The sequence below is a fragment of the Tenacibaculum aquimarinum genome (assembly GCF_022478115.1).
In the GTDB taxonomy this organism is placed as follows: domain Bacteria; phylum Bacteroidota; class Bacteroidia; order Flavobacteriales; family Flavobacteriaceae; genus Polaribacter; species Polaribacter aquimarinum_A.
The window spans coordinates 87474-109535 of record NZ_JAKGSC010000007.1; the positions used below are offsets into that span (position 1 = coordinate 87474).

Annotated in this window: 19 protein-coding genes; 13 read left to right on the plus strand and 6 right to left on the minus strand. The window is 31.0% G+C overall.

The features are described 5' to 3' along the window. Window positions 1-11: 11 nt before the first annotated feature. From L1S33_RS11975 to L1S33_RS11990, 4 genes are all read left to right on the plus strand, one after another. Window positions 12-524, plus strand: coding sequence for an SRPBCC family protein (locus L1S33_RS11975; RefSeq protein WP_240551895.1), 513 nt, complete (start codon window positions 12-14; stop codon window positions 522-524). A gap of 158 nt (window positions 525-682) precedes the next feature. After that, window positions 683-1723 (plus strand): o-succinylbenzoate synthase, encoded by a 1041-nt coding sequence (locus L1S33_RS11980; RefSeq protein WP_240562500.1) that lies wholly within the window; start codon window positions 683-685, stop codon window positions 1721-1723. A gap of 55 nt (window positions 1724-1778) precedes the next feature. Then, window positions 1779-2756: a CPBP family intramembrane glutamic endopeptidase gene (locus tag L1S33_RS11985; protein ID WP_240562501.1), complete on the plus strand. Its 978-nt coding sequence runs from the start codon at window positions 1779-1781 to the stop codon at window positions 2754-2756. 38 nt (window positions 2757-2794) lie between these two features. Further along, entirely contained in the window at window positions 2795-3847 is a 1053-nt protein-coding gene (locus L1S33_RS11990) for an AMP-binding protein (RefSeq protein ID WP_240562502.1), read from the plus strand. A 5-nt stretch (window positions 3848-3852) separates the two neighbouring features. On the opposite strand, the gene L1S33_RS11995 is transcribed toward L1S33_RS11990, so the two are convergent. The 5 genes from L1S33_RS11995 to L1S33_RS12015 form a co-directional block, all read right to left on the minus strand. Further along, window positions 3853-4458 carry a hypothetical protein gene (locus tag L1S33_RS11995; RefSeq protein ID WP_240562503.1) on the minus strand — a complete coding sequence of 202 codons (606 nt, stop codon included), beginning with the start codon at window positions 4456-4458 and terminating at the stop codon, window positions 3853-3855. Between the two features lie 112 nt (window positions 4459-4570). Next, window positions 4571-4945: a hypothetical protein gene (locus L1S33_RS12000; RefSeq protein WP_240562504.1), complete on the minus strand. Its 375-nt coding sequence runs from the start codon at window positions 4943-4945 to the stop codon at window positions 4571-4573. Between the two features lie 183 nt (window positions 4946-5128). After that, window positions 5129-5845, minus strand: a complete 717-nt coding sequence (locus tag L1S33_RS12005) for a YebC/PmpR family DNA-binding transcriptional regulator (RefSeq protein ID WP_240551902.1) — start codon at window positions 5843-5845, stop codon at window positions 5129-5131. Between the two features lie 41 nt (window positions 5846-5886). Next, window positions 5887-7515 (minus strand): acyl-CoA carboxylase subunit beta, encoded by a 1629-nt coding sequence (locus L1S33_RS12010; RefSeq protein ID WP_240562505.1) that lies wholly within the window; start codon window positions 7513-7515, stop codon window positions 5887-5889. Window positions 7516-7552: 37 nt separating this feature from the next. After that, window positions 7553-9037: a helix-turn-helix domain-containing protein gene (locus tag L1S33_RS12015; RefSeq protein ID WP_240562506.1), complete on the minus strand. Its 1485-nt coding sequence runs from the start codon at window positions 9035-9037 to the stop codon at window positions 7553-7555. Between the two features lie 129 nt (window positions 9038-9166). Between L1S33_RS12015 and aceB the strand changes: the two genes are divergently transcribed. From aceB to L1S33_RS12060, 9 genes are all read left to right on the plus strand, one after another. Further along, window positions 9167-10762, plus strand: coding sequence for a malate synthase A (gene aceB, locus L1S33_RS12020; protein ID WP_240562507.1), 1596 nt, complete (start codon window positions 9167-9169; stop codon window positions 10760-10762). An 86-nt stretch (window positions 10763-10848) separates the two neighbouring features. Continuing rightward, window positions 10849-12453 carry an isocitrate lyase gene (locus tag L1S33_RS12025; RefSeq protein ID WP_240562508.1) on the plus strand — a complete coding sequence of 535 codons (1605 nt, stop codon included), beginning with the start codon at window positions 10849-10851 and terminating at the stop codon, window positions 12451-12453. Between the two features lie 289 nt (window positions 12454-12742). Next, window positions 12743-14083 carry a coiled-coil domain-containing protein gene (locus L1S33_RS12030; RefSeq protein ID WP_240551907.1) on the plus strand — a complete coding sequence of 447 codons (1341 nt, stop codon included), beginning with the start codon at window positions 12743-12745 and terminating at the stop codon, window positions 14081-14083. Between the two features lie 111 nt (window positions 14084-14194). Next, a complete protein-coding gene (locus L1S33_RS12035; RefSeq protein ID WP_240551908.1) occupies window positions 14195-15277 on the plus strand; it encodes a hypothetical protein in 1083 nt (360 codons plus the stop codon). Between the two features lie 8 nt (window positions 15278-15285). Next, on the plus strand, window positions 15286-17241 hold the full coding sequence (locus L1S33_RS12040) for an AAA family ATPase (protein ID WP_240562509.1): 1956 nt from the start codon (window positions 15286-15288) through the stop codon (window positions 17239-17241). A 52-nt stretch (window positions 17242-17293) separates the two neighbouring features. Next, on the plus strand, window positions 17294-17929 hold the full coding sequence (locus L1S33_RS12045) for a hypothetical protein (protein ID WP_240562510.1): 636 nt from the start codon (window positions 17294-17296) through the stop codon (window positions 17927-17929). A gap of 81 nt (window positions 17930-18010) precedes the next feature. Then, the gene (locus tag L1S33_RS12050) at window positions 18011-19246 is read left to right on the plus strand and encodes a DUF6638 family protein (protein WP_240562511.1); all 1236 of its coding nucleotides are present in this window, start codon (window positions 18011-18013) and stop codon (window positions 19244-19246) included. 42 nt (window positions 19247-19288) lie between these two features. Continuing rightward, window positions 19289-19822 carry a hypothetical protein gene (locus tag L1S33_RS12055; protein ID WP_240562512.1) on the plus strand — a complete coding sequence of 178 codons (534 nt, stop codon included), beginning with the start codon at window positions 19289-19291 and terminating at the stop codon, window positions 19820-19822. 9 nt (window positions 19823-19831) lie between these two features. Continuing rightward, complete coding sequence (locus tag L1S33_RS12060) at window positions 19832-21520, plus strand: hypothetical protein (protein ID WP_240562513.1); 1689 nt, start codon at window positions 19832-19834, stop codon at window positions 21518-21520. Between the two features lie 152 nt (window positions 21521-21672). Here the strand turns inward: L1S33_RS12060 and L1S33_RS12065 are convergent. After that, the coding region (locus L1S33_RS12065; RefSeq protein WP_240562514.1) for a T9SS type B sorting domain-containing protein at window positions 21673-22062 on the minus strand (390 nt) is incomplete at its 5' end.

Genomic DNA, 22062 nt, shown 5'->3' on the forward strand with positions numbered 1-22062 from the left:
AAACACAAAAAATGAAAGTAATAAAAATAATTTTAGGAATAATTATAGCACTAACAGTAGTGTTTTTGGCAACAGGCTTGGTGGTAAAAGAAACCAAGTATACCGCAGAAATTGAGGTTAATAAACCAATTGAAGAGGTGTTTGCATTGTTTGATAATCCAGAAGCGTTAAAAGATTGGATGCCAGAAGTACAATCTATTAAACCGATAGAAGTTAGAGCCGGTAAAATTGGTAGTAGTTATAAAATGTTAATTGAAAGTCAAGGGCAAACCATGGAAATGACAGAGAAAATTATGTCTCATGTTCTTAATGAAAAAATGACATTTCAATTCGATTCTGATCAAATGATTAAAACAGACGACTTTAATTTTATAGCCAATGGTAATAAAACTAAAATCGTGCAACACTGCACTGTAGAGGCAAAAAGCTATATAATGTCTTGCATGTTTCCGTATTTTAAATCAGCTTTACAAACCCAAAGTGTTAGTTATATGAACCGTTTTAAAGAACTTGCAGAAAAGTAAAATTTGGGCGTTCGAGCGGGCTTTCGCTACTCGCTTTTTTAAGTTTTAAAACTTAAAAAGAGCTCAAACAAACCGCTCAATCCCTAACGCGGGCGTACTTGTTAACTAATTTCTAAGCCGCCATCTGTACTATGTGTCTATGTGGTAAAAAATAAAAGATGATAACAGCAACCTACAAAAAATACATTCTCAATTTTAAAAACCCAAGCGGAACATCACGCGGAATTTTAAGAACCAAAGAAACCTGGTTTATCATTTTAAAAAAAGATGGCAAAACAGGTGTTGGAGAAACAGGTCTTTTTAGAGGTTTAAGTATTGATGATATTCCAAATTACGAAGAAAAACTACAATGGATTTGCAAAAACATCAACAAGGGTTTAGAACTCCTATTGGCTGAAACGACTTACTTTCCATCAATTCAATTCGGATTAGAACAAGCCTTTTTATCTTTAGAAAGTAACAGTTCTTTCAATTTATTTCCATCAGAATTTACAAATGGAAAAGCAGCAATTCCAATAAATGGTTTAGTTTGGATGGGAGATAAAGCTTTTATGAAAACCCAAATAAAAGAAAAGCTAAAAACAGGTTTTACCTGCATAAAAATGAAAATAGGTGCAATTGATTTCAATACAGAAATTGAGTTGTTAAAATCCATTAGAAAAGAATTTTCAGCAAAAGAAATTGAATTACGCGTAGATGCAAACGGCGCTTTTAAACCAGCAGAAGCTTTAGGTAAATTACAGCAATTATCTGAGTTGGAGCTTCATTCAATAGAACAACCTATAAAACAAGGTCAATGGCAAGAAATGGCAAGTTTGTGTAGTAAAACGCCATTGCCAATTGCTTTAGATGAAGAGTTAATAGGTGTGTTTTCATCACAAGAAAAAGAAAAATGTATTAGCACAATTAAGCCACAATATATTATCTTGAAACCAAGTTTAGTTGGTGGTTTTGCCGGTAGTAAAGAATGGATTAATATAACTGAAAAACACAGTATTAATAATTGGATAACATCTGCTTTGGAAAGTAATGTAGGTTTAAATGCAATAGCACAATTTACTTATACTTTGCAAAACAAATTGCCACAAGGTTTAGGTACAGGAAGTTTATTTACTAATAATTTTGAAAGCCCGTTAGAAGTTAAAAGCGGAACCTTACAATATAATCCAACTAAAAACTGGAATTTTAATTTAGAGTAATAGTATTCTAAATTCTCAAAATGATTACCTTCAAAAGGTTTTAATAATAATAAACATGAATTTCATACAACAAGCATATAAAGGAGAAAATAGTTGGTTAACCTATGTTGGTACAATTTTATTGGTAATTTTTGGTTGGCAATTAATAGGTATTTTACCTTTATTAGCTGTGGCTGTAATGCATTCTGCGGATATGAATGAGTTTGGTAGAGCTGCAGAAAACAGTTTTATGGGCTTAGGAATTAACAGTTCTCTCTATTTGTTTTTATTGATTTTTACCTTTGCTATGGGTTTGTTATTTCTATTTATAGGTGTAAAATATGTGCATAAGCGCAGTTTTACTTCTTTGGTAACAAGTAGAAATAAAATAGATTGGAAACGTTTTTGGTTCGGATTTATCACTTGGGGAATTTTAGCGGGTTTAATGATTATTGTTGGTTTATTTATAACCCCAGAAAATTATACTTGGAATTTTAAAGCCGTACCTTTTTTGACATTACTAGCCGTCTCATTATTGTTTTTACCGTTTCAAACAAGTTTCGAAGAATTATTGTTTAGAGGTTATTTTATGCAAAGTTTAGGAATTTTGGTTAAGAACAGATGGTTTCCATTAATTTTCACTTCTGTAGTTTTTGGATTAATGCATGGAGCAAACCCGGAAATTGATAAGTTAGGTTATGTTGCTTTTGTTTTTTATATAGGAACAGGGCTTTTATACGGAATAACAACGTTAATGGACGAAGGAACAGAGTTAGCATTAGGTTTACATGCAGTAAATAATATTGTGGCAGCTTTTTTTGTAACTACAGATTGGACGGTTTTTCAAACTGATGCTTTATATATTGATACTTCTGAACCTTCGGTTGGTTGGGAAATGTTTTTTCCTGTTTTTGTTTTATATCCATTGTTGCTGTTTGTCTTTTCAAAAAAATATGGTTGGACAAATTGGAAAGAAAACTTATTTGGTAAAATAGAAAAGCCAAAAGAAAATTTACAAAACGAACAATATAGTTTAATTGAAGATACTTATTAATTTAATCTGTCATTCCTGAGAAAGCAGGAATTCTCTCAATGAATAAAAATAATTTTCATAAAAATTTTAAGTTAAACGGAAAGTCATTTACTTCAATAAATGAGTTGCTCTCTTTTGTAAGGATTAACGCATCAGCTTCATATTCATTTTTATTTAATTGGTTTTCTTCGGATGAAATTCAGGTGCAAACTTCAGGTTCTACAGGTAAACCGAAAGTAATTCAGTTAAAAAAAGAGTTTATGATAAACTCCGCTTTAGCAACGGGTAATTTCTTTCATTTACCAGAAAATACTACTGCTTTATTATGTTTGTCTCCGGATTATATTGCTGGAAAAATGATGTTGGTTAGAGCGCTAACTTTAGGTTGGCAATTGGATCTTGTAGCGCCAACTTCCAAAGTAAAAATTAATAAAGAATATGATTTTTCTGCAATGGTGTCAATACAGGTTGAGAATTCAATAGCAGAAATAAATAAAATTAAAAAATTAATTATTGGTGGAGGAGTTGTTTCAGAAGAATTGAAAAACAAGCTTCAGAAAATTAATACAGCATTTTTTGCAACTTACGGAATGACTGAAACCATTACGCATATTGCGGTAAAAAAATTAAATAATTTCAATAATGTCACTTCAGGCGCAGTGGAGAAGTCTTTCTATCAAACATTACCAAACGTAAATATATATATTGATTCAAGAAACTGCTTAGTAATTCAAGCTCCAAAAGTTTCAGGAGAACTTGTTGTAACAAACGATGTAGTTCAGTTAGTTTCAGAAACTCAATTTGAGTGGCTTGGTCGTTTTGATAATGTAATTAACTCTGGTGGAATAAAATTGCATCCAGAAAAAATAGAGGAGAAGCTTTCAGAAGTTATTAAGCAACGTTTTTTTGTAGCTGGAATTTCAGATTCAACTTTAGGTGAAAAATTAATTCTCGTTGTTGAAGGAGATAGTTCTAGTGTTATTTTGAGCAGAGTGAAGAATCTCTCTAAATATGAAACTCCTAAAGAGATTTATTTTGTAGAAACATTTGTAGAAACGGAAACAAAAAAAATCCAACGCGGTAAAACATTGGATTTAATTGAGTTTAACTAATAGTTTTATCTATTTATATCGTAGAAAATACCTTCGTCAAATAAACTTTGTATTTCATCTTTACCTAAACTATAGGTTTCGGTAGTGTAATTTTTGTCTTTATCAATATCAGAAATTCCACTTATTTTGTCGGTTTCATAATTATTTTGAATTACATAAATAGAGTCTTTACTTAGAGATTCTATTCTTAAAGTTGAGTAATATCCAGATTCCTTATTTTTAAATTCTATTACATCTCCTTTTGCTGGGTTTAAAATATAGTTCTCTACATCTTTATCATGTTCTTTAGCAGAATATATGGCAAATGCAATTAACAACGTAATAATAGCCAAGCCAGACCAATACCAGATTGGTGTTTTAGTATTTCGTTTTACATCTGTAGAGGCATTTCTTAACTTTTCATTCATTCCTTTAAAGTCATTGGTAACTTTGCAGTTTGTGCATTCGGAAAATACTTTTTTCCCCATTGGAAATACTGGAATCCAATATAGATATCCATATTTCCCGTAAACAGATATATTATGATTTGTAATCTCGTTACAATTATCACATTTTATACCACCTTTTCTTTCGCTATTTAGGTGCGATCCTTTTGTTCCGTAGAAAATCATAGAATTAGTTTTTTAGTTGGTTAAATATATAGGAAATGAATGAAAGCGAAAAATCCAACGTAGTAAAACATTGGATTTTATTTTTTTAAATAATCTTATGTAGTTTCTTGATTTATTCTCCTGAATAATGCTCTTGAAAATGAGAAATACTATCAAAAGGTAAAAACATGTATTTATGTTCTTTGTATCCTTCTTGAATTTTTACTTTCACGTAACCATCTTTAACTTCTTTAACTGTTCCGTTTACAGTTCTGTTATTTTTAGTATAAAAAGTGTAAACGTAATTGCTATAATTTATATTATTGATGACTTTTATTTTGTTGAATAAAATTGAGTTTGGATGATTGGTGCTCTTTAGCTTTAATTCTGTTTTTATGGGTTTGCCGATTGGTTTCAGTTCAACTTGACTTAAAACTGGAGAAATAGCAAATAGTACAATTGCGATAAATGTGTAAAAAGATTTTGATTTAAAATTGAAGTTTTTCATAATATCTAATTTTGATTGAGTTTAAAAATATAGATTTATTTATTAATATTAATAAAAACTTGGTTAAATGCTTTGAAAAACAGTGTTTTAACTGTTGTTTTTTAATTGTATTTCCCCTTTTGTAAAAAAAAATAACCCAACGAATTATTCGTTGGGTTATTTAGTATTTATTGTTGTAAAATTTTAGTTAGCCATAGAATGATATACATTTTGCACATCATCATCTTCTTCTAAGCGTTCTAAAAGCTTTTCTACATCTGCTTGTTGTTCTTCTGTAACTGTAGTTGTTGTGGTTGGAATTCTTTCAAACCCAGAAGATAAAATTTCAACTTCATTTTCTTCAAAGAAAGATTGTATTGCACCAAATTGTTCAAAAGGAGCATAGATAATTATACCTTCTTCGTCATCAAAAATTTCTTCAACCTCAAAGTCAATTAATTCTAGTTCTAATTCTTCCATATCAACAGTAATGTCTTCCTTTTTTACGGTGAAGTTACATGTGTGATCAAACATAAAAACTACAGAACCAGAGGTTCCTAAGTTTCCATCACATTTGTTAAATGCAGCTCTTACATTGGCAACGGTTCTATTGTTGTTGTCTGTTGCGGTTTCTAAAAGAATTGCAATTCCGTGTGGTGCATAACCTTCAAACAATACTTCTTTATAGTTTGCGGTATCTTTATCTGTTGCTTTTTTTATGGCGCGTTCTACATTGTCTTTTGGCATGTTTGCTGCTTTTGCATTTTGCATAACAGCTCTTAAGCGCGAGTTTGAGTCTGGGTTTGGTCCGCCTTCTTTAACGGCCATTACAATGTCTTTACCAATTCTAGTAAAAGTTTTTGCCATTGCAGACCAACGTTTCATTTTTCTTGCTTTCCTAAATTCGAATGCTCTTCCCATTTCTAAATATTATTTTAATTTTCTTCTAAATTCTAATTATTTTAAACCTGTAAAACTCCCATATTAAAAGGTTTTTCTATTGGAGCGTTATTAGCTGCTTCAATTCCCATAGAAATCCAATCTCTAGTTCTTAGCGGGTTTATAACACCATCTGTCCAAATTCTTGCTGCGGCATAATAAGGAGAAATCTGATTGTCATAACGAGATTTTATTTTGTCAAATAATTCTGCTTCTTTTTCAGGAGTAATTTCTTCGCCACGTTTTTTAAGCGAAGCAGTTTCAATTTGTAATAAAACTTTTGCAGCAGAATTACCACTCATTACAGCTAACTCAGCACTTGGCCAAGCTGCAATTAATCTTGGGTCATAAGCTTTACCGCACATTGCGTAATTTCCTGCTCCGTAAGAATTACCAATAACGATTGTGAATTTTGGTACCACAGAATTACTAACTGCATTTACCATTTTAGCACCATCTTTTATAATTCCACCATGTTCGGATTTACTTCCAACCATAAACCCTGTAACATCTTGTAAAAATACCAAAGGAATTTTTTTCTGATTACAATTAGCGATAAATCGTGTAGCTTTATCTGCAGAATCATTATAAATTACACCACCAAATTGCATTTCGCCTTTTTGGGTTTTTACTAATTTACGTTGATTAGCAACAATACCAACTGCCCAACCATCAATTCTGGCATAACCTGTTAAAATAGTTTTTCCGTAACCTTCTTTATATTGTTCAAATTCAGAATTATCAACCAAACGTTTGATAATTTCTAACATATCATATTGTGCGTTTCTTTCCTTTGGAAGAATTCCAAAAATTTCATCTTCATTTTCTTTTGGAGGAAAAGATTCCTTTTTGCTAAAACCAGCTTTGTCAGAATCACCAATTTTATCAATAATAAATTTAATTTTATCTAATGCGTCTTTATCGTCTTTTGCTTTATAATCCGTAACTCCAGAAATTTCACAATGTGTAGTTGCTCCACCTAAAGTTTCATTATCAATAGATTCTCCAATTGCGGCTTTTACTAAGTAGCTTCCGGCTAAAAATATACTTGCAGTTTTATCTACAATTAAAGCTTCATCACTCATAATTGGTAAATATGCTCCACCAGCAACACAACTTCCCATAACCGCAGAAATTTGAGTAATTCCCATGCTGCTCATTACTGCGTTATTTCTAAAAATGCGTCCAAAGTGTTCTTTATCTGGGAAAATTTCATCTTGCATTGGTAAATAAACACCTGCAGAGTCTACTAAATATATAATTGGTAATCTATTTTCTATAGATATTTCTTGAGCGCGTAAATTCTTTTTTCCTGTAATCGGAAACCAGGCACCTGCTTTAACAGTTGCGTCATTGGCAACAACAATGCATTGTCTTCCTTTAACGTAACCTATTTTTACAACAACACCTCCAGATGGGCATCCGCCATGTTCTGCATACATTCCTTCTCCAGCAAAAGCACCAATTTCTATAGATTTTTTATCATCATCTAATAAATATTCAACACGTTCACGCGCAGTCATTTTTCCTTTACTGTGGTGTTTATCAATACGTTTTTGGCCTCCGCCAAGTTTTACTTTGGCAAAGCGTTGTCGTAAATCTGATGCTAAAAGCCTATTGTGATCTTCGTTTTTGTTGAAGTTTAAATCCATAGAATAGTTTGTTTTCAGGTGCTAAAATAAGAAATTTTTAACTGTAAGAACTAATAATATTGGCTACTGTAACTGCAATTTTTTTATACTTTTCTTGTTTTTCCAATCTTGTAGGTTCAGCGGTTCTTTCTGAACAATTTTCTACAGCACAAGTTTCGCAAGTTACACCAACTAATTTCTTTTCAAAGGTGTCTTCTCTAAGGAAGTTTAGTTTCTTTTTAAGGTTTGCAGATAATAACATTCCAATGCTTACACTTCTGTTTATGTCTTCTTTAAAAGGATCTTTTGTTGCAGAGGACAACACTAAGTATTCATTCTTCTGATTCACATAAGAAGATATTTGTGCTCCAAATTCAGGTCTTGTTTTAGAAGATTTTTCTAAATCTTGTATAGTTTTTATTGATATCCAGCGTCTGCAATAATGTTCGTTATTTCTGTTTGCGTGAGGTGCTTGTTGTTGGGTAATGTGTAATTCTTTGTTAAGTCTAAATTCGGGTGAGTTTAATTTATGAGTAAAACGTAAGAAAAACAGATTTTTTATATTGTAATATTTTGGTAATATGTTTGTTAATCGTTGGTAGAAAGTTTCATGAGAACAGTTAAAATGTTTAATTATTTTATGCAATTCTAAAGGTTTCCATTCTTCTAAAGAAAAGAATGTAGTTAATTTTTCATTTAATGATTTCCTTGGAATAATTAAGGCGCCAGCAAAATAAGAGGCAATAAAATTATTTAATACTTGATCGAAGTTTTCAAATTTTATCCAAGGAAAAGTGAATAGTCTGTCGTTAATATTTAGGAAGTTGTAGGCTAATTCTTTTGCATAAATAAAAGTTTTTTGGGCTTCAGAAATAGTACTATCTATTAATAGTATTTTCTTTTGTGGAATAAATATATTTCTTAATTCCCCTAAATTTTCATGCTTTCTTAATTCTTCATCATTTATTGTATAGCCGTATTCTTCTGTTAAAATGTCTTCTAAATCAGTAGAAGTTATTCTTTTATTTAGGTTTAAATGATAAGATTCTGCAAATTTTTCTACATCATTTTCTATATCTTCAAAATAATTACTGTGTGCTTCTTGATAAGAACGGAGAGAAGCTAAAAAGAAACTTTCTCTGGTTAGGTTGTAGTTTTGAGCAATCTTAATTATTGTACTTATAAAGGCATTTACCTTTGCAGGAGCGTTGGCTACAATATCAATTAAGTTGTTCTCTTTTATGCCGAATAGGTCTAGTGGAATTTCCTTTAAAATTTTAGATTGTAAAATTTCTCCAATGGGAGCAAGGTTTTTATCTAGTTTTAGCGAAACTAAATTGTCATAAGGAACATCTAGTCTTTCGGAAAGAATTAAGATTTTATCCGTTTTAGGGTATTTTTTTCCTTTTTCAATTTCGTTTAAATACGATTTTGATAAACCAGATAATTTTGATAAACCAAACAGCGATAAATTTTTATCAGTTCTAATTTGTTTAAGTTTTAAGCCAAAAATTAGTCTAATATACTCGTCTTCTATAATCATAATTCAAATATAATACTTATTAGCGAATATATAAATTTTATCTTTTTTTTAAATTTAGCGAACGTTCGCTTGTGGCGTTCAAAAATATTTTATATCATTGTGGTGTAGAAATCAGTAAAACATAAAAAAATGGAACAAGCTACAGCATTAAAAGGGATTAAATTCGTAGGGTTTTCTCAAGAAGAGTATCAAAGTATTTTAACTTTAGAAGCGAATGTTTTTTTGGTTGAATTACATAACAAGTTTAATTCAAGAAGATTAGAGTTGTTAAAAGGAAGAGAAGTCTCGCAAGCTTTTTTTGATGCAGGAAATTTCCCTTCTTTTTTAGAGGAGACAAAAGAGGTTAGAGAATCTGATTGGGTTTGTGCTCCTTTACCTGAAGATTTGTTGGATAGAAGAGTAGAAATTACAGGTCCTGTTGATAGAAAAATGGTTATAAATGCATTGAATTCTGGTGCAAAAACTTTTATGGCAGATTTTGAGGACAGTAATTCTCCAAACATCGAAAATAATTTAGGAGGGCAAATTAATTTGCGAGATGCAATTAATAAGACTATTTCATTTTACAATGAGAAAAAAGATAAAACTTATTCTTTAAATGAAGATACAGCAACGTTATTGGTGCGTCCAAGAGGTTTGCATTTAAATGAAAAACATTTATTAATTGATGGTGAAGAAATGTCAGGTTCTTTAGTAGATTTTGGATTATTCTTTTTTCACAATATTAAAACATTACTAGAACAAGGTTCGGCAACCTACTTTTATCTGCCAAAATTAGAGCATTATTTAGAGGCTCGTTTTTGGAATGATGTTTTTGTGTTTGCGCAAGATTATTTATCAATTCCGCAGAAAACAATAAAAGCTACGGTTTTAGTAGAAACAATTACAGCGAGTTTTCAGTTAGATGAAATTATATATGAATTAAGAAATCATATGGCTGGTTTAAACTGTGGTCGTTGGGATTATATTTTTTCATACATCAAAAAGTTTAGAAATCATAAAGGATTTATGGTTCCAAATAGAGATCAAGTAACCATGAATTCGCCATTTATGAAAGCATATTCTTTATTGGTTATTCAAAAATGTCACAAGAGAAATGTACATGCAATGGGCGGAATGGCGGCTCAGATTCCAATTAAAAATGATGAAGAAGCAAACAATGCGGCTTTTGCAAAAGTATTTAATGATAAGGAGCAGGAAGTTAAAAATGGACATGACGGAACTTGGGTTGCACATCCAGGATTGGTAAAAGTAGCAATGGATGTTTTTAATAAAAATATGCCAACTAAAAATCAAATTCATATTAAAAGAAGTGATGTAAAAGTTTCTGAAAAAGATTTGGTTGAAATGCCAAAAGGAACAATTACTGAAGCTGGAATTAGAAAAAATATTAACGTTGGAATTCTGTATATAGAAAGTTGGTTGCGTGGAAATGGAGCAGCGGCTTTGTATAACTTAATGGAAGATGCAGCAACTGCAGAAATATCAAGAACACAAGTGTGGCTATGGTTGCAGAATCAAATTACAATAGATAGTGGAGAGACTTTTAATTTAAAGAATTATGAAAAAATCAAACATCAGGAGATTGAAAAAATTAAAAATTATGTTGGTCAGGATAGATTCGATAATGGTAAATTCAAAAAAGCAATACAGTTATTTGACGAGCTTGTTTTAACCGAGAAATTTGAAGAATTCTTAACGCTATCAGCATATAGACAGATTTAATATAAAAAAAGTGTCTCGCAACTACGGCAATAGATTGCGAGACGTAATTATCAAAATATAGAAACCTTAATAATCAAAGCAAAATTATGAAAAATTTAGCACAAACAAATTATAGTTCAGCATTAGAAACAGTAAGAAATTTAAAAGCAAAATATGGTAATTCTTGGAATGCAATAAATTCTGAAAGTGCTGCAAGAATGGCAACTCAAAATCGTTTTAAAACTGGTTTAGATATCGCTAAATATACAGCGGCTATCATGAGAAAAGACATGGCAGAATACGATGCAGATTCATCTAATTACACACAATCTTTAGGTTGCTGGCATGGTTTTGTGGCACAGCAAAAAATGATTGCAGTTAAAAAACATCATAAGACTACTAATAAAAGTTACTTGTATTTATCAGGTTGGATGGTTGCTGCATTGCGTTCTGAATTTGGACCATTACCAGATCAATCAATGCACGAGAAAACTGCTGTGCCTAGTTTAATTGCAGAAATTTATGACTTTTTACGTCAAGCAGATGCAATTGAATTAAACGATTTATTCCGAAGAAAAGAAAACGGAGAAGATGTACAAGATCAAATAGATAATTTTGAAACGCATATTGTGCCAATTATTGCAGATATCGATGCAGGTTTTGGTAATGAAGAAGCAACGTATTTGTTAACTAAAAAAATGATTGAAGCTGGTGCGTGTGCAATTCAGATTGAAAATCAGGTTTCAGATGCCAAACAATGTGGTCATCAAGATGGAAAAGTAACGGTTCCACATGAAGATTTTATCGCTAAGTTAAATGCAATTCGTTATGCGTTTTTAGAATTAGGTGTAGAAGATGGAGTTATTGTAGCAAGAACAGATTCGGAAGGAGCAGGATTAACTCAGAAATTACCAGTTAGTCAAGAGCCTGGAGATTTAGCTTCACAATATTTAGCTTTTGTTGAAGCAGAAGAGATTGCAATAGATGAAGCAAGAGAAGACGATGTTTTATTAAAAAGAGATGGCAAATTAGTACGTCCGGTAAGATTGCCAAACGGATTGTATAAATTTAAAGATGGCTCTAATATTGATAGAGTTGTTTTGGATTGTATTACAAGTTTACAAAACGGAGCTGATTTATTATGGATAGAAACGCCAACACCAAACGTAAAGCAAATTGCACATATGGTAAATAGAGTTAAAGAAGTAGTACCAAATGCTAAGTTGGTTTATAATAATTCGCCTTCTTTTAACTGGACGTTAAATTTCCGTAACCAAGCGTATGATGAAATGTTAGCAGATGGAGAAAATATGTCGGAATATGATAGAAATAACTTAATGGACGCAGAGTATGATGGTTCAGAATTATGTCATCTAGCGGATGAGAAAATTAAAACTTTTCAAATAGATGGCGCAAGAGAAGCTGGTATTTTTCATCACTTAATTACGTTACCAACGTATCATACAACTGCTTTGCATATGAACGATTTAACACAAGGATACTTTGGTGAAGAAGGAATGTTGGCCTATGTAAAAGGTGTGCAAAGACAAGAAATTAGAAAAGGAGTTTCTTGTGTAAAACACCAAAGAATGGCAGGTTCAGATTTAGGAGACGATCATAAAACATTCTTCGCAGGAGATAAGGCTTTAAAGGCTGGTGGAGAAAATAATACTTCTAATCAATTTGAAGTAAAAGAAAAACAAGTAGCATAAATTTTAATTCTATTTCGGTAGAATACAATTCCCGCTGTTGTTTTTTTTAGTTGTTTGTTTAAAACGATGCGGGAATTTTTTAAGATAAGTTTACATAAATTTAGCTGTTTGTAAATTTTATTTGAAGCGAAAACACCACTATTTTTAGTGGTGTTTTATTTTTTATCTAAATATTTGTAACAATTCTTATAAAAAATCTACATATATCTATAGAAATGTTGTTATAAATTAAATTTTTTAACGAAATTGCTTGTCTTAAAATTGTTCAATTAAAAAACACTACACAAATATGTCTGATGATTTTGATTTATTAGAAACTAACACAAACGAGAAAACTGAAAAAGTTGATGTAAACTGGGGGAAAGCAATCGATACGATGAAATCCAAACTGTCTCAAGAAGAAGACCCACAAAGACGTCAAAAAATACTGAATGCAACATTAGATGATGTTGTACATATGGCAGAAAAAGACAGAACAACACTTTTAGACGCTATTAAAGACTTAACAGATTACCAAGATGAAGTAGGAATCATTTTTGAGAAATTTTCATCTTTAAATCCTGAAGAACAAAAAATTATTGACGATGCTCAAAAAGCATTAGAAAGAGCAAGAATAGAATTAGAAGACGCAGAGAACAAGCCAGATACTTGGTGGAATAACCTTTGGGGACGAAAATCTAAAATTAAAAAAGAGCAAGCACAGTTTAAAGAAGCAGAAAAAGTACGTGCAGGAGCAGATAATAAAGCAAAAGCTAAGTTTCAGCAACGTATAGAAAGTGCAGATGTGCAAACTTTGTTAAGTGAGCTTTCTTATAAATCTCAAGCAGCGGTAACGCGTTTAAAAAACCGTGAGGTAGAAATTAAAGAAGTAGAAGAAAAGCTAAAAGATGCAATTGTAGAAGCTTCTAAAAATCATACAAAAGCCTTAGAGAAGAAAGCAGAAACAGAAACTAAATTAGAAGAGCAATATGCGTTGTTAAAACAAGCACGTCAAGCTTTAGAAGAAGTTTCAGACAAACAATCTGCAGAATATTCAGAAGCATTGTCTAAAGTTACAACTATTGAGCAAAAAGTAGAAGAATTAGAAGGTCTTAAAAATGCCTACACAACACTTGCTGCTTCTAAAGATAGTTTTGTACACAAACATAATTTAACCATTAAAGTATTAACATCTTTACGTTCAAACTTACAAACGCATAGAGCAAAATTAAAGTCAGATACAGACGAACGTCTTAAATATTACGACGGTTATGTTGTGGCGTTAAAAGCAAGAACAGATCAAGAATTTGCTGCAATTTTAGAACATTTAGGTGTAAAAACGGATGAGCATATTGGAGAAACTTTAGCATCTATGCATACAGCAAGTGCAAAAGCACGTCAAGAAATGATGGACAATATTCCAGTTCACGAGAAAGTTATGCAAGGTGTTTATAGCACGTACGCAGAGGCTTTACAAGAAATTAGAGCAAAAGATTCTAAGATTCAGGCAAACTTCGCAGAGCGTTATGGTATCGATATGAAAGAAATTTTCGAAGACTATTATAAAGCTGACGGAGAAGCACCTTCAGGAGATGGTGAACCAGCAAACGATCCAAAACCAGAAGCTAGCAACGACGATCTTTTGGGTTAAAATAAGTAGGGCGTTACCTTCTTTTGAGAAAAACAAAAGAAGGTCAGGCTTTACATTATATCTTTTTCTGAAAAAGAAAAAGGATGTCATTTCAATCCTTAACGCGAATGAATGTTCGTAATAATTAGAGAAAATAGTGTCTTAAAAATGATTACAACACCATTAGATTCTGCAACTTTAGATTCCAAAGAACAATATGTTTTCTATCATAAAATGGTAGATTTTGCGCTGAAAGAATTACTAGTTAATGTACAAAGACAAGATTTGTGCAATCAGCAAGAACTTACTTTTTTCAAACAATATTCAGACTTATTATTGTATTCAATTGAAGCAATGCGAGTAAAATATATGTATGATGAAGAGGATAATATGAAAGTAGATTTAACCGAATCTGGTTTTCCAAATTATCTTGAATTCAGGTATTTGTATAACGATTTAGAGCTTAAAAAAGAATTTTTATCAAAGCTAAACGATTCATATTCTATAAAAAATGAGTTCTTAGATACACTATTAAGAAAAAAAGAACCTATTAAAAGAAGTCGTTTGTTTCAAGCAGCTTCAATTGTGTATTATTCATCTGTAAATCAGCAATATATTTATAACAGATTTGTTCAAGGAAAAATTTTAAACTCACCAGAAAATAGTCATGGAGAATTAATGACAAGTTGGAGTTTTTATGATGTTTCACATAATAGACCCTTTATCTGTTTTATGTATTTCGATTATGAAGGTAAACGTGTAAATGATTATAAAGACAAAATTTATGAAGTCTTAAAAGAAAGTGCCGATAGAGAAATGTCTTTAGATACAATGGCATATAATATAGACAGAAAATTACCAGATATTCATCCAAAGCATATAAAAAGAATCGATTTAGGTCCGTTACACAACGTATTTGCAAAAGATGAAAACGAAATTACACACGCAATTCTAGAAGGAATTGCAAAGAAAGAAATACCATTAGAAAGTTATGCATTGTCTTTGAAAATTGATGAGGTTTTCTCTGGAGATACGTTTAAAGAAGGCGGATTTTTCTCAAAACAAACCATGCAAAAATGGAATGAAGTCGAGCAAAAAAAATACGTTTTTGCTCCACACAGAATTATACAATTATTGCACAATAAAACACCAGAAATATTGAATAAATTGGTAAAACAGCCAATACAAGTTTCTGATTTAAAAATTGATATTTAGAAAAAAACATGGAACACAACTCAACTTTTCCAATAAAGCAAAATGAACTCAATATGCTTCGTGATGAAGCGAGTGGATATTTAAAATCTGTTCAATGGGAGCAAGGAGCAAGAGCAAAGAATAAAGATAATAATGCCAAAGATGAATCAATTTTACTGTATTTGTCAAGAGCAAATAGCGGAAGTAGTGTAGAAATTACATCAGTTTCTAAAACAATATTAGCGTTAAAAAAGCGGTTATTGCCAGATTCTTTAGCAATTCCCATCAACTTGAACAAAACATTATATGCGGTTCAAGAAGGATTAACATTAGGAATTTGGATTAAAGATAGCTACAATGACGCTTCAGGTTTATCAAGTCTAGCGGAACGTAAATCGGCTTTAGATAATAACGGAAAACGTGAGTTTGAAAGCAAAATGCAAACTGCTACGGCGTTTCAATTATTTGCTACTTCGTATAAGGTTTTACACGATTTAAAACCGTTTTCTTCGGATGATTTATCTGTAATGAAACAAAAGTTTGCTGGTATTCCAGAGGTTTCTTTAATGTCTCCTTTAAAAGGAATTGCGTGTAGTTTGTTTTATTTCGATAAGTATTTATCGCACCCAGATATTATAAAATCAGACAAAGATGTAATTGATTTTACAGTTGTTTATTTTGAAGCTTTAATTGATGAAATTCAGTTACGTAAAAGTAGTTTAGAGTACACAGAAACTATTGTAGATAGAACATACAAATTAGAAAATAGCGAGTTTGCTGTTTCTGGTTGGGATAATGTTTTTCAAGGAACTGCAAAAAGTATTGAGTTTAATAAAATTCAGTTCGAGCAAATTGTAGGTAATAAAGACGCAAAACATTTTGGACGTAGATTAACAGAAAGAATGTTGAGTTACGATTTTGATGCAAAGAAAAATCCGTTTCAAGAATTAGGAGGATTTATGCCTGTTTTTATGGGTTACGGAATTCCAGGAACAGGAAAATCGATGTTAATTGCTGCAATTGCAACACGTTTAAAAGAACATTCAGATAATTTAGATATTCCGTTTTTGTTTCACCCAATGCCAGATACTTTAATTAGTACTTTTCAAGGTGGTTCAGCAGAAAAAATGGTAGAATGGATGAAGCCAATGCAAGATCCAACTAAATTAATTTTTGCACCAATTGATGATGCAGAAAACAATTTACAAGAAAGAACTGCACAAGGAGTTTCTGCAGGTGTAAAAGAAGTTATTGGAGTTTTCTTACGTTATACTGAAGGTGCTTATGCTGTAAATTATGGTAATTCTTCAATCGGATTATTTACCAATTTACCAGAAATGCTAGACAAAGCTGTAATTTCTAGAGTACAAGGAAGGTTTAAAATTGATGGAGCAAGAACTGAGCACGACTTTTTAGACCAAGATTATATTTGGTGGAAAAAGTTTGAAAAAACAATGCCAGCATTTGTAAATATGTTAGGGCCTTCAGACTATAAATATTTAGCAGATCAAGGTTTGACTAAAAATATGGGAGATATTTTAAATAGTATCGAAAAACCAACTGAAGAGCGTGTTTTAGAAGCTTATGACAGAGCTGAAAACGCTAATAAAGCAAATGAGCATATGTTCTTTGCAAGTTTGTATAAAGAAATTCAGAAAATATTTCCTTTTTTCTCTTCAAGAGATGTACGTAATATTCAAAGTGCAATTTCACTGCGTTTGACTGATTTCGATTTAGAACCAGATTGGTTCGAAAATCCAGAAACATATTTCAAAAAAGATTACGAAACAAAGTTTAACATGTTGCAAGAATTAATGAAAGGCAACATGAAAGGGTTAGATTTTTCTGAAATTAGAAGACAAGAAGTGGTACGTTATTTAGATAATGTAGCAACCATTGCAGATACAGATTTCAAGAGAAAAGTAGATGCAAGAGTAAATCAAATGAATATTGATTTAGAAGCTAGAGAACAGTTTGGAAAGTAAGAATTATTAAAGTTGTCATTCATGCCTTCGGAGAAATGACAAAAAAATATTAATGAAAGCTAATTTTGTAAAATATTATCTTCCAGTTTTTGGTGTTGCATTGGCAGCGATATTTCCAGTTATTCTTTTGAATTACAATTCAAATGAACTTTTGGATATGATAATTGGTTTGTCAACTGTTTTAATTTTTATAACATTATTAGTTGGAACATTAAATTATAAATTTGGAGATAAATTAAGGGAGAAAGTTCAAAAAAAATCTTTGAAAAAAGGTTTGTTTCAGCAATTTATTTATAATGGTTTTGATAAAAATGAAGTTTCTGTTTTTGGATATATAGATGATTATTCAGTAACTATATCAGATGAACAAGATTCTCAGCCAAGAAAATGGATAAAAATTGTGATTTTGTTTAATCCTAAACAAGAAAATCAATTTATTCCAAGATTTGTTTTTAATAAATTATATGAAAAAGGAAAAAGAAATTATTCTTGGAATTCTAACTGTTTAATTATTGAAAAGGTTTATGGTTTTAAAATGCCAAAATATATAAGTGTAAGAGGTATAATTAAAGAGGCTATTAGTCTTTTGAAAAATAATAATATTTCCCCAATAAAAGTAGAAGACTGGAATTTATCAATAGAAGAAAGTGTAAAGCATTATAATCAAACTATAAGTTTAAAAAAGTAAACTTGTCATTCCTGCGAAGGCAGGAATCCAAAGAAACATAAATATAGATTCCTGCCTTCGCAGGAATGACAGAAAGTAACAATGCAAAAATTAAAAGAAGCAAATTTATATAGAAGTGAATTAATTCCCATTAGTGGAAAATTAGTTGCGCGATACAACCAATGCTTGTTAAAATTAGGTTTTACAGAAACAAAATTAGCATCATTTACTATAGACGGAATTGGTTGGAGTCCAGAAATTGCTGAAGAAAAAAATAATCCAAGCTATTTAAATAATGGTGAAGCCAATCCGCATTGTATTCTAATTACACCCTTGCAAAAAGGATTGCCAGTTTACAATCCGTTTCATTCTTATGATAGAGATTTAATGAAGCTAGTGTTTCAGAAACATGGAGATAAAATTAATAATATTACAAGAGATTCTGCAATTTGTGTAGATTTTGATCAAAATATCGATGTTTTTTACGATCCATTAGATGTTTTACGATATAAAGATGTTACTGTTAAGTTTCTTTTAATCAATGATTTAGATAAGGCAAAGAAAGAACAGTTAGCTTTGGTTGAATTGTTTCATAAAGACAATAATTTTATAGACGAAACCATTCATCAGCAGTTATTAGCATCAGCAAAAAAATATGGAGATTTAAGAGAAAGAGACCTGAATTTAGAACCCGTTAGTTTTACTACAGATTCTTTTTATACTAAGGCTTTTGGAGGTATTTATGTGTTAAGAGATTTTATATTACCAATGTTGGTTTTTGAAAGTGAAGCAACGTATAAAGAAGCTATACAAGATACAATACACGATGTTTTAATGTATCATATCTCGCATCCAGAATTAATGGAGAAACTTCGAAATCATTCTATTGCAGAGTTTGATTTAGATGAGAAAATGACGTTGAAACGTTACGAACGCATTAAAAAATATGTGCTGTCTGAATTAGTTAAAGACCCAAAACACCCAATAAAAGATATTTTAGATGATAAAATGTTGTTTAAAGGATATTTGAATAAGTTAGAAATGAATGCTCGTAAAAAAGTAATGGGAGTAGAGCGTTACCTTGAAAAAGTACAAGTAAATAAAGACTATAAAATTGAAGATATTGTTGATAGTGAAGTGTATTTTGCATTACATAATCCGCATTCATCATTAAAACCAAATCATCAAGATTTAATTTGGAAACTCTTAGTTAACGTAGCTCCAAAAGATATTTTATTCTTGTATTGGTATGATAAAGAAGAGTTTTACAAGCAATACAAAACTTGGGACGATTCTATGAAAGAATGGGTAATTAATACCATAAAAACTAATTTCTAAAAATTATAACTAACTTTATAGAGTTAGATAAAAACAAAAATTATGACACTAGAACTCATTGTATTTATAGCAGCAATTTTATTTGGAGCATTGTTGTATTGGAGAGAATCTCAAGGAAATGGAATCTATCGTTTTTTTAATAAAATGATGAATTCGAAAGAATTACAAATGAAAATCGAAGACAAAAAAGGATTTTTATATCAGCAATCATTATTGTTGCGATTGGTTTTTATAACCGCTTTATTCTTAATAGGAATTGTAATTACTAAGTTTTTAATTCCTCTTGATTTAGCAACATTATCATTATTTGCTTCTATGATTTTCGGAACATTATTAGGAACGTATTTAGCAGGTTTTATCTTTAAATCTAGCGAAGTAATTGATGAAAAATCAGATTCTTTAGAAGATTTAGTAAGTGATACTATAGAAAAAGGAAAAGACTTTATAGAAGATTTAAAAGCCGATAAAACTGAAGTTAACGAAGATGTAACTTCAAGCACAATTGAGAAGAAAGAAGAGCCAAAAGCACAAGAAAAAAGTGCAAGAGAAAGATTAAAAGATAAAGGATTGTTATAAAATTAAATTATGATAAAAAGATATTGGAAAAAAGGAGCTAAGCAAAAAACAATAGTATTAATTCTTGTTTTTATTTTATTGCTTACAGCATTCATCTTAAGAGACGATTTTCAACCAGCATTATTATTTCTTAGAAAATACATTTTTATAATTCTGTTAAGTTTTGTAGTATTTTTCTTCGGCTTAAGAAGTTTTAGAAAATCTGCAAGTACAGGAAAAAGAATTGGGATCTTACTTGGTTTAACGCTGTTTTTCGGAGCTTTATATGTTGCGGGTTGGCATTTTAAACTATACGATTATATGAAAACATATAATGTATACAATAATTTAAACAGAATAGAAATTGTTGAACTTCCACTAACTCAAAATGAGCGAATTCAACCATTAAGAAACATATTTTCTATGGCAAACGAATCGGTAGGGGAAACCAAAGACGTTTCTTTACCCCACTTGGTTCGTATAGATTCTGTTAATAAATGGACAATGGCAATTCAGCCAACCGAGAAATATGCTTGGCAAGGAATGCGAGACAATACAGAAGAAGTTTTTTCAGTTTCTAGTACAACTCCTTTTCCGCGTTTTTCTTCAGAAAATCGTATTCCAGTAACATTTTCAATAGGAGAATCTTTACGATTTAGTAGAAATACCTACAATGCTGTTGTGCAACGTTTCAATATTTTTCAACTATTTGACATGGAACCAAGCGATACATTTTACATGAAAAATGATGCAGGAAAATGGGTGCAAGTAGTTAGTTTAATAAAATGGAAAGGTTTCTTTTTTCCTTATCCAACTTTTGGCGGCGTTATGGTTGTAGATAGTGGAGAACATGAGTATTTTGAACGTCTTTTAATGGGAGTAGGAACTTACATTTCTCCTGAGGAAATGAAAAATCACCCATATTTAACAAAGCAAAATACTTTAGCAGAAAAAGTATCTCGTTTACAAGCAGAATCTTTAAAATTTATTGGAGGTTTTTCAGATCCTTTACCGTGGAATATGGAAACAGCAGTAAAAATTCCTGATTTACCAAAAGACCAAAATCAGCAACCTTATGTAACCGATTTTAATTTTTCAGACACACAAACAGGTGCATATTCTGGTTTATATCATTGGTTTGGTTTAGAGCCAGTAGGATATGAGCGTACAAGTTTAACCTACAGTGTTTTTATTCCTGCAGATGGTACAGATAAGCTGTATTATTACGATCACGCTTCCAAAAAACAAGGTTATGCAGGTGTTTCTGCAATGCCTTTAAAAGTTGTAGAATCTCGTAAAGAATACGATTGGAGTGCAAATTCTCCGGTTGAGTTTAGACCGTATATAAAAAATATTGCAGGACGTAAAAGAATGTTTTTCTTAGGTACCGTTTCTGCTATTAGTAAAACAAATGCGCAGCAATTTGATGGCTCTGCAACACCAGATTTAGCGCTTGTAGATAGCGAATATAGAGATGTAGTTTGGATAGATGCAAAACACCCAAGTAAGTGGGATGTTTCTGTATACGAGCAATTGGCAGAAGCTTGGAAAGAAAGTGAAACCACAAACAATTATTTCAAAAATAATCCATCTATGGTCTATAATTTAGATCAACAAATTGCAAAAATAGATTCGTTAAAAATGAACACTGTTCAGCAAGACAAAAACATCGAAATAGAAAAATTACAAAAGAAGATAGATTCTTTAAAAGGTAATTAAAACTATTTGGGCGTTACCCAATAAAAAAGGAGTTATACTAAAATGTATAACTCCTTTTTTATTACGTCAGGCTTTCCGCACTCGCTTTTTTTTCATGCTTCAAAAAAGAGCTCAAACAATTGCTACAATCCTTAACGCGATTACTTGCTATTTTATCTTCTAATTAATGAGAAATGTCCAGATCTAGTTCTTACAATTCCATTAGTGTCAACTAAGGTTGCTTTAAACCAATAATCGTTAGATGGCATTGGTTTGTCTTTATAAAATCCGTTCCAACCTTGTGAGCTAAAACTAAATTCATTAATTACCTTACCTTGTCTATTGTAAATAATAACACTGTTTTCAGGATAAAAAGTTGTGTTTACACCTTTAATAATCCAGGTATCTTTAACACCATCGTTATTAGGAGTAAAGAATTTTGGAAATTCTACAACAGCAACTGTATGTGTAGTAACTCCACATCCGTTTTTATCACGAATATGAATTGTATAAATACCACCATTTAGCCCATCAAAAAATGCTTCATCTTGATAATTTACAAT

Excerpts from the sequence above, each read along its gene's own strand:
- L1S33_RS12045 (WP_240562510.1), top strand. The coding sequence starts at position 17,294 with ATGAAAGCTAATTTTGTAAAATATTATCTTCCAGTTTTTGGTGTTGCA.
- L1S33_RS12040 (WP_240562509.1), top strand. The coding sequence starts at position 15,286 with ATGGAACACAACTCAACTTTTCCAATAAAGCAAAATGAACTCAATATG.
- L1S33_RS12055 (WP_240562512.1), top strand. The coding sequence starts at position 19,289 with ATGACACTAGAACTCATTGTATTTATAGCAGCAATTTTATTTGGAGCA.
- L1S33_RS12015 (WP_240562506.1), bottom strand. The coding sequence starts at position 9,037 with ATGATTATAGAAGACGAGTATATTAGACTAATTTTTGGCTTAAAACTT.
- L1S33_RS12030 (WP_240551907.1), top strand. The coding sequence starts at position 12,743 with ATGTCTGATGATTTTGATTTATTAGAAACTAACACAAACGAGAAAACT.
- aceB (WP_240562507.1), top strand. The coding sequence starts at position 9,167 with ATGGAACAAGCTACAGCATTAAAAGGGATTAAATTCGTAGGGTTTTCT.
- L1S33_RS12000 (WP_240562504.1), bottom strand. The coding sequence starts at position 4,945 with ATGAAAAACTTCAATTTTAAATCAAAATCTTTTTACACATTTATCGCA.
- L1S33_RS12035 (WP_240551908.1), top strand. The coding sequence starts at position 14,195 with ATGTTCGTAATAATTAGAGAAAATAGTGTCTTAAAAATGATTACAACA.
- L1S33_RS12025 (WP_240562508.1), top strand. The coding sequence starts at position 10,849 with ATGAAAAATTTAGCACAAACAAATTATAGTTCAGCATTAGAAACAGTA.
- L1S33_RS12005 (WP_240551902.1), bottom strand. The coding sequence starts at position 5,845 with ATGGGAAGAGCATTCGAATTTAGGAAAGCAAGAAAAATGAAACGTTGG.
- L1S33_RS11975 (WP_240551895.1), top strand. The coding sequence starts at position 12 with ATGAAAGTAATAAAAATAATTTTAGGAATAATTATAGCACTAACAGTA.
- L1S33_RS12050 (WP_240562511.1), top strand. The coding sequence starts at position 18,011 with ATGCAAAAATTAAAAGAAGCAAATTTATATAGAAGTGAATTAATTCCC.
- L1S33_RS11990 (WP_240562502.1), top strand. The coding sequence starts at position 2,795 with ATGAATAAAAATAATTTTCATAAAAATTTTAAGTTAAACGGAAAGTCA.
- L1S33_RS12060 (WP_240562513.1), top strand. The coding sequence starts at position 19,832 with ATGATAAAAAGATATTGGAAAAAAGGAGCTAAGCAAAAAACAATAGTA.
- L1S33_RS11985 (WP_240562501.1), top strand. The coding sequence starts at position 1,779 with ATGAATTTCATACAACAAGCATATAAAGGAGAAAATAGTTGGTTAACC.
- L1S33_RS12010 (WP_240562505.1), bottom strand. The coding sequence starts at position 7,515 with ATGGATTTAAACTTCAACAAAAACGAAGATCACAATAGGCTTTTAGCA.
- L1S33_RS11995 (WP_240562503.1), bottom strand. The coding sequence starts at position 4,458 with ATGATTTTCTACGGAACAAAAGGATCGCACCTAAATAGCGAAAGAAAA.
- L1S33_RS11980 (WP_240562500.1), top strand. The coding sequence starts at position 683 with ATGATAACAGCAACCTACAAAAAATACATTCTCAATTTTAAAAACCCA.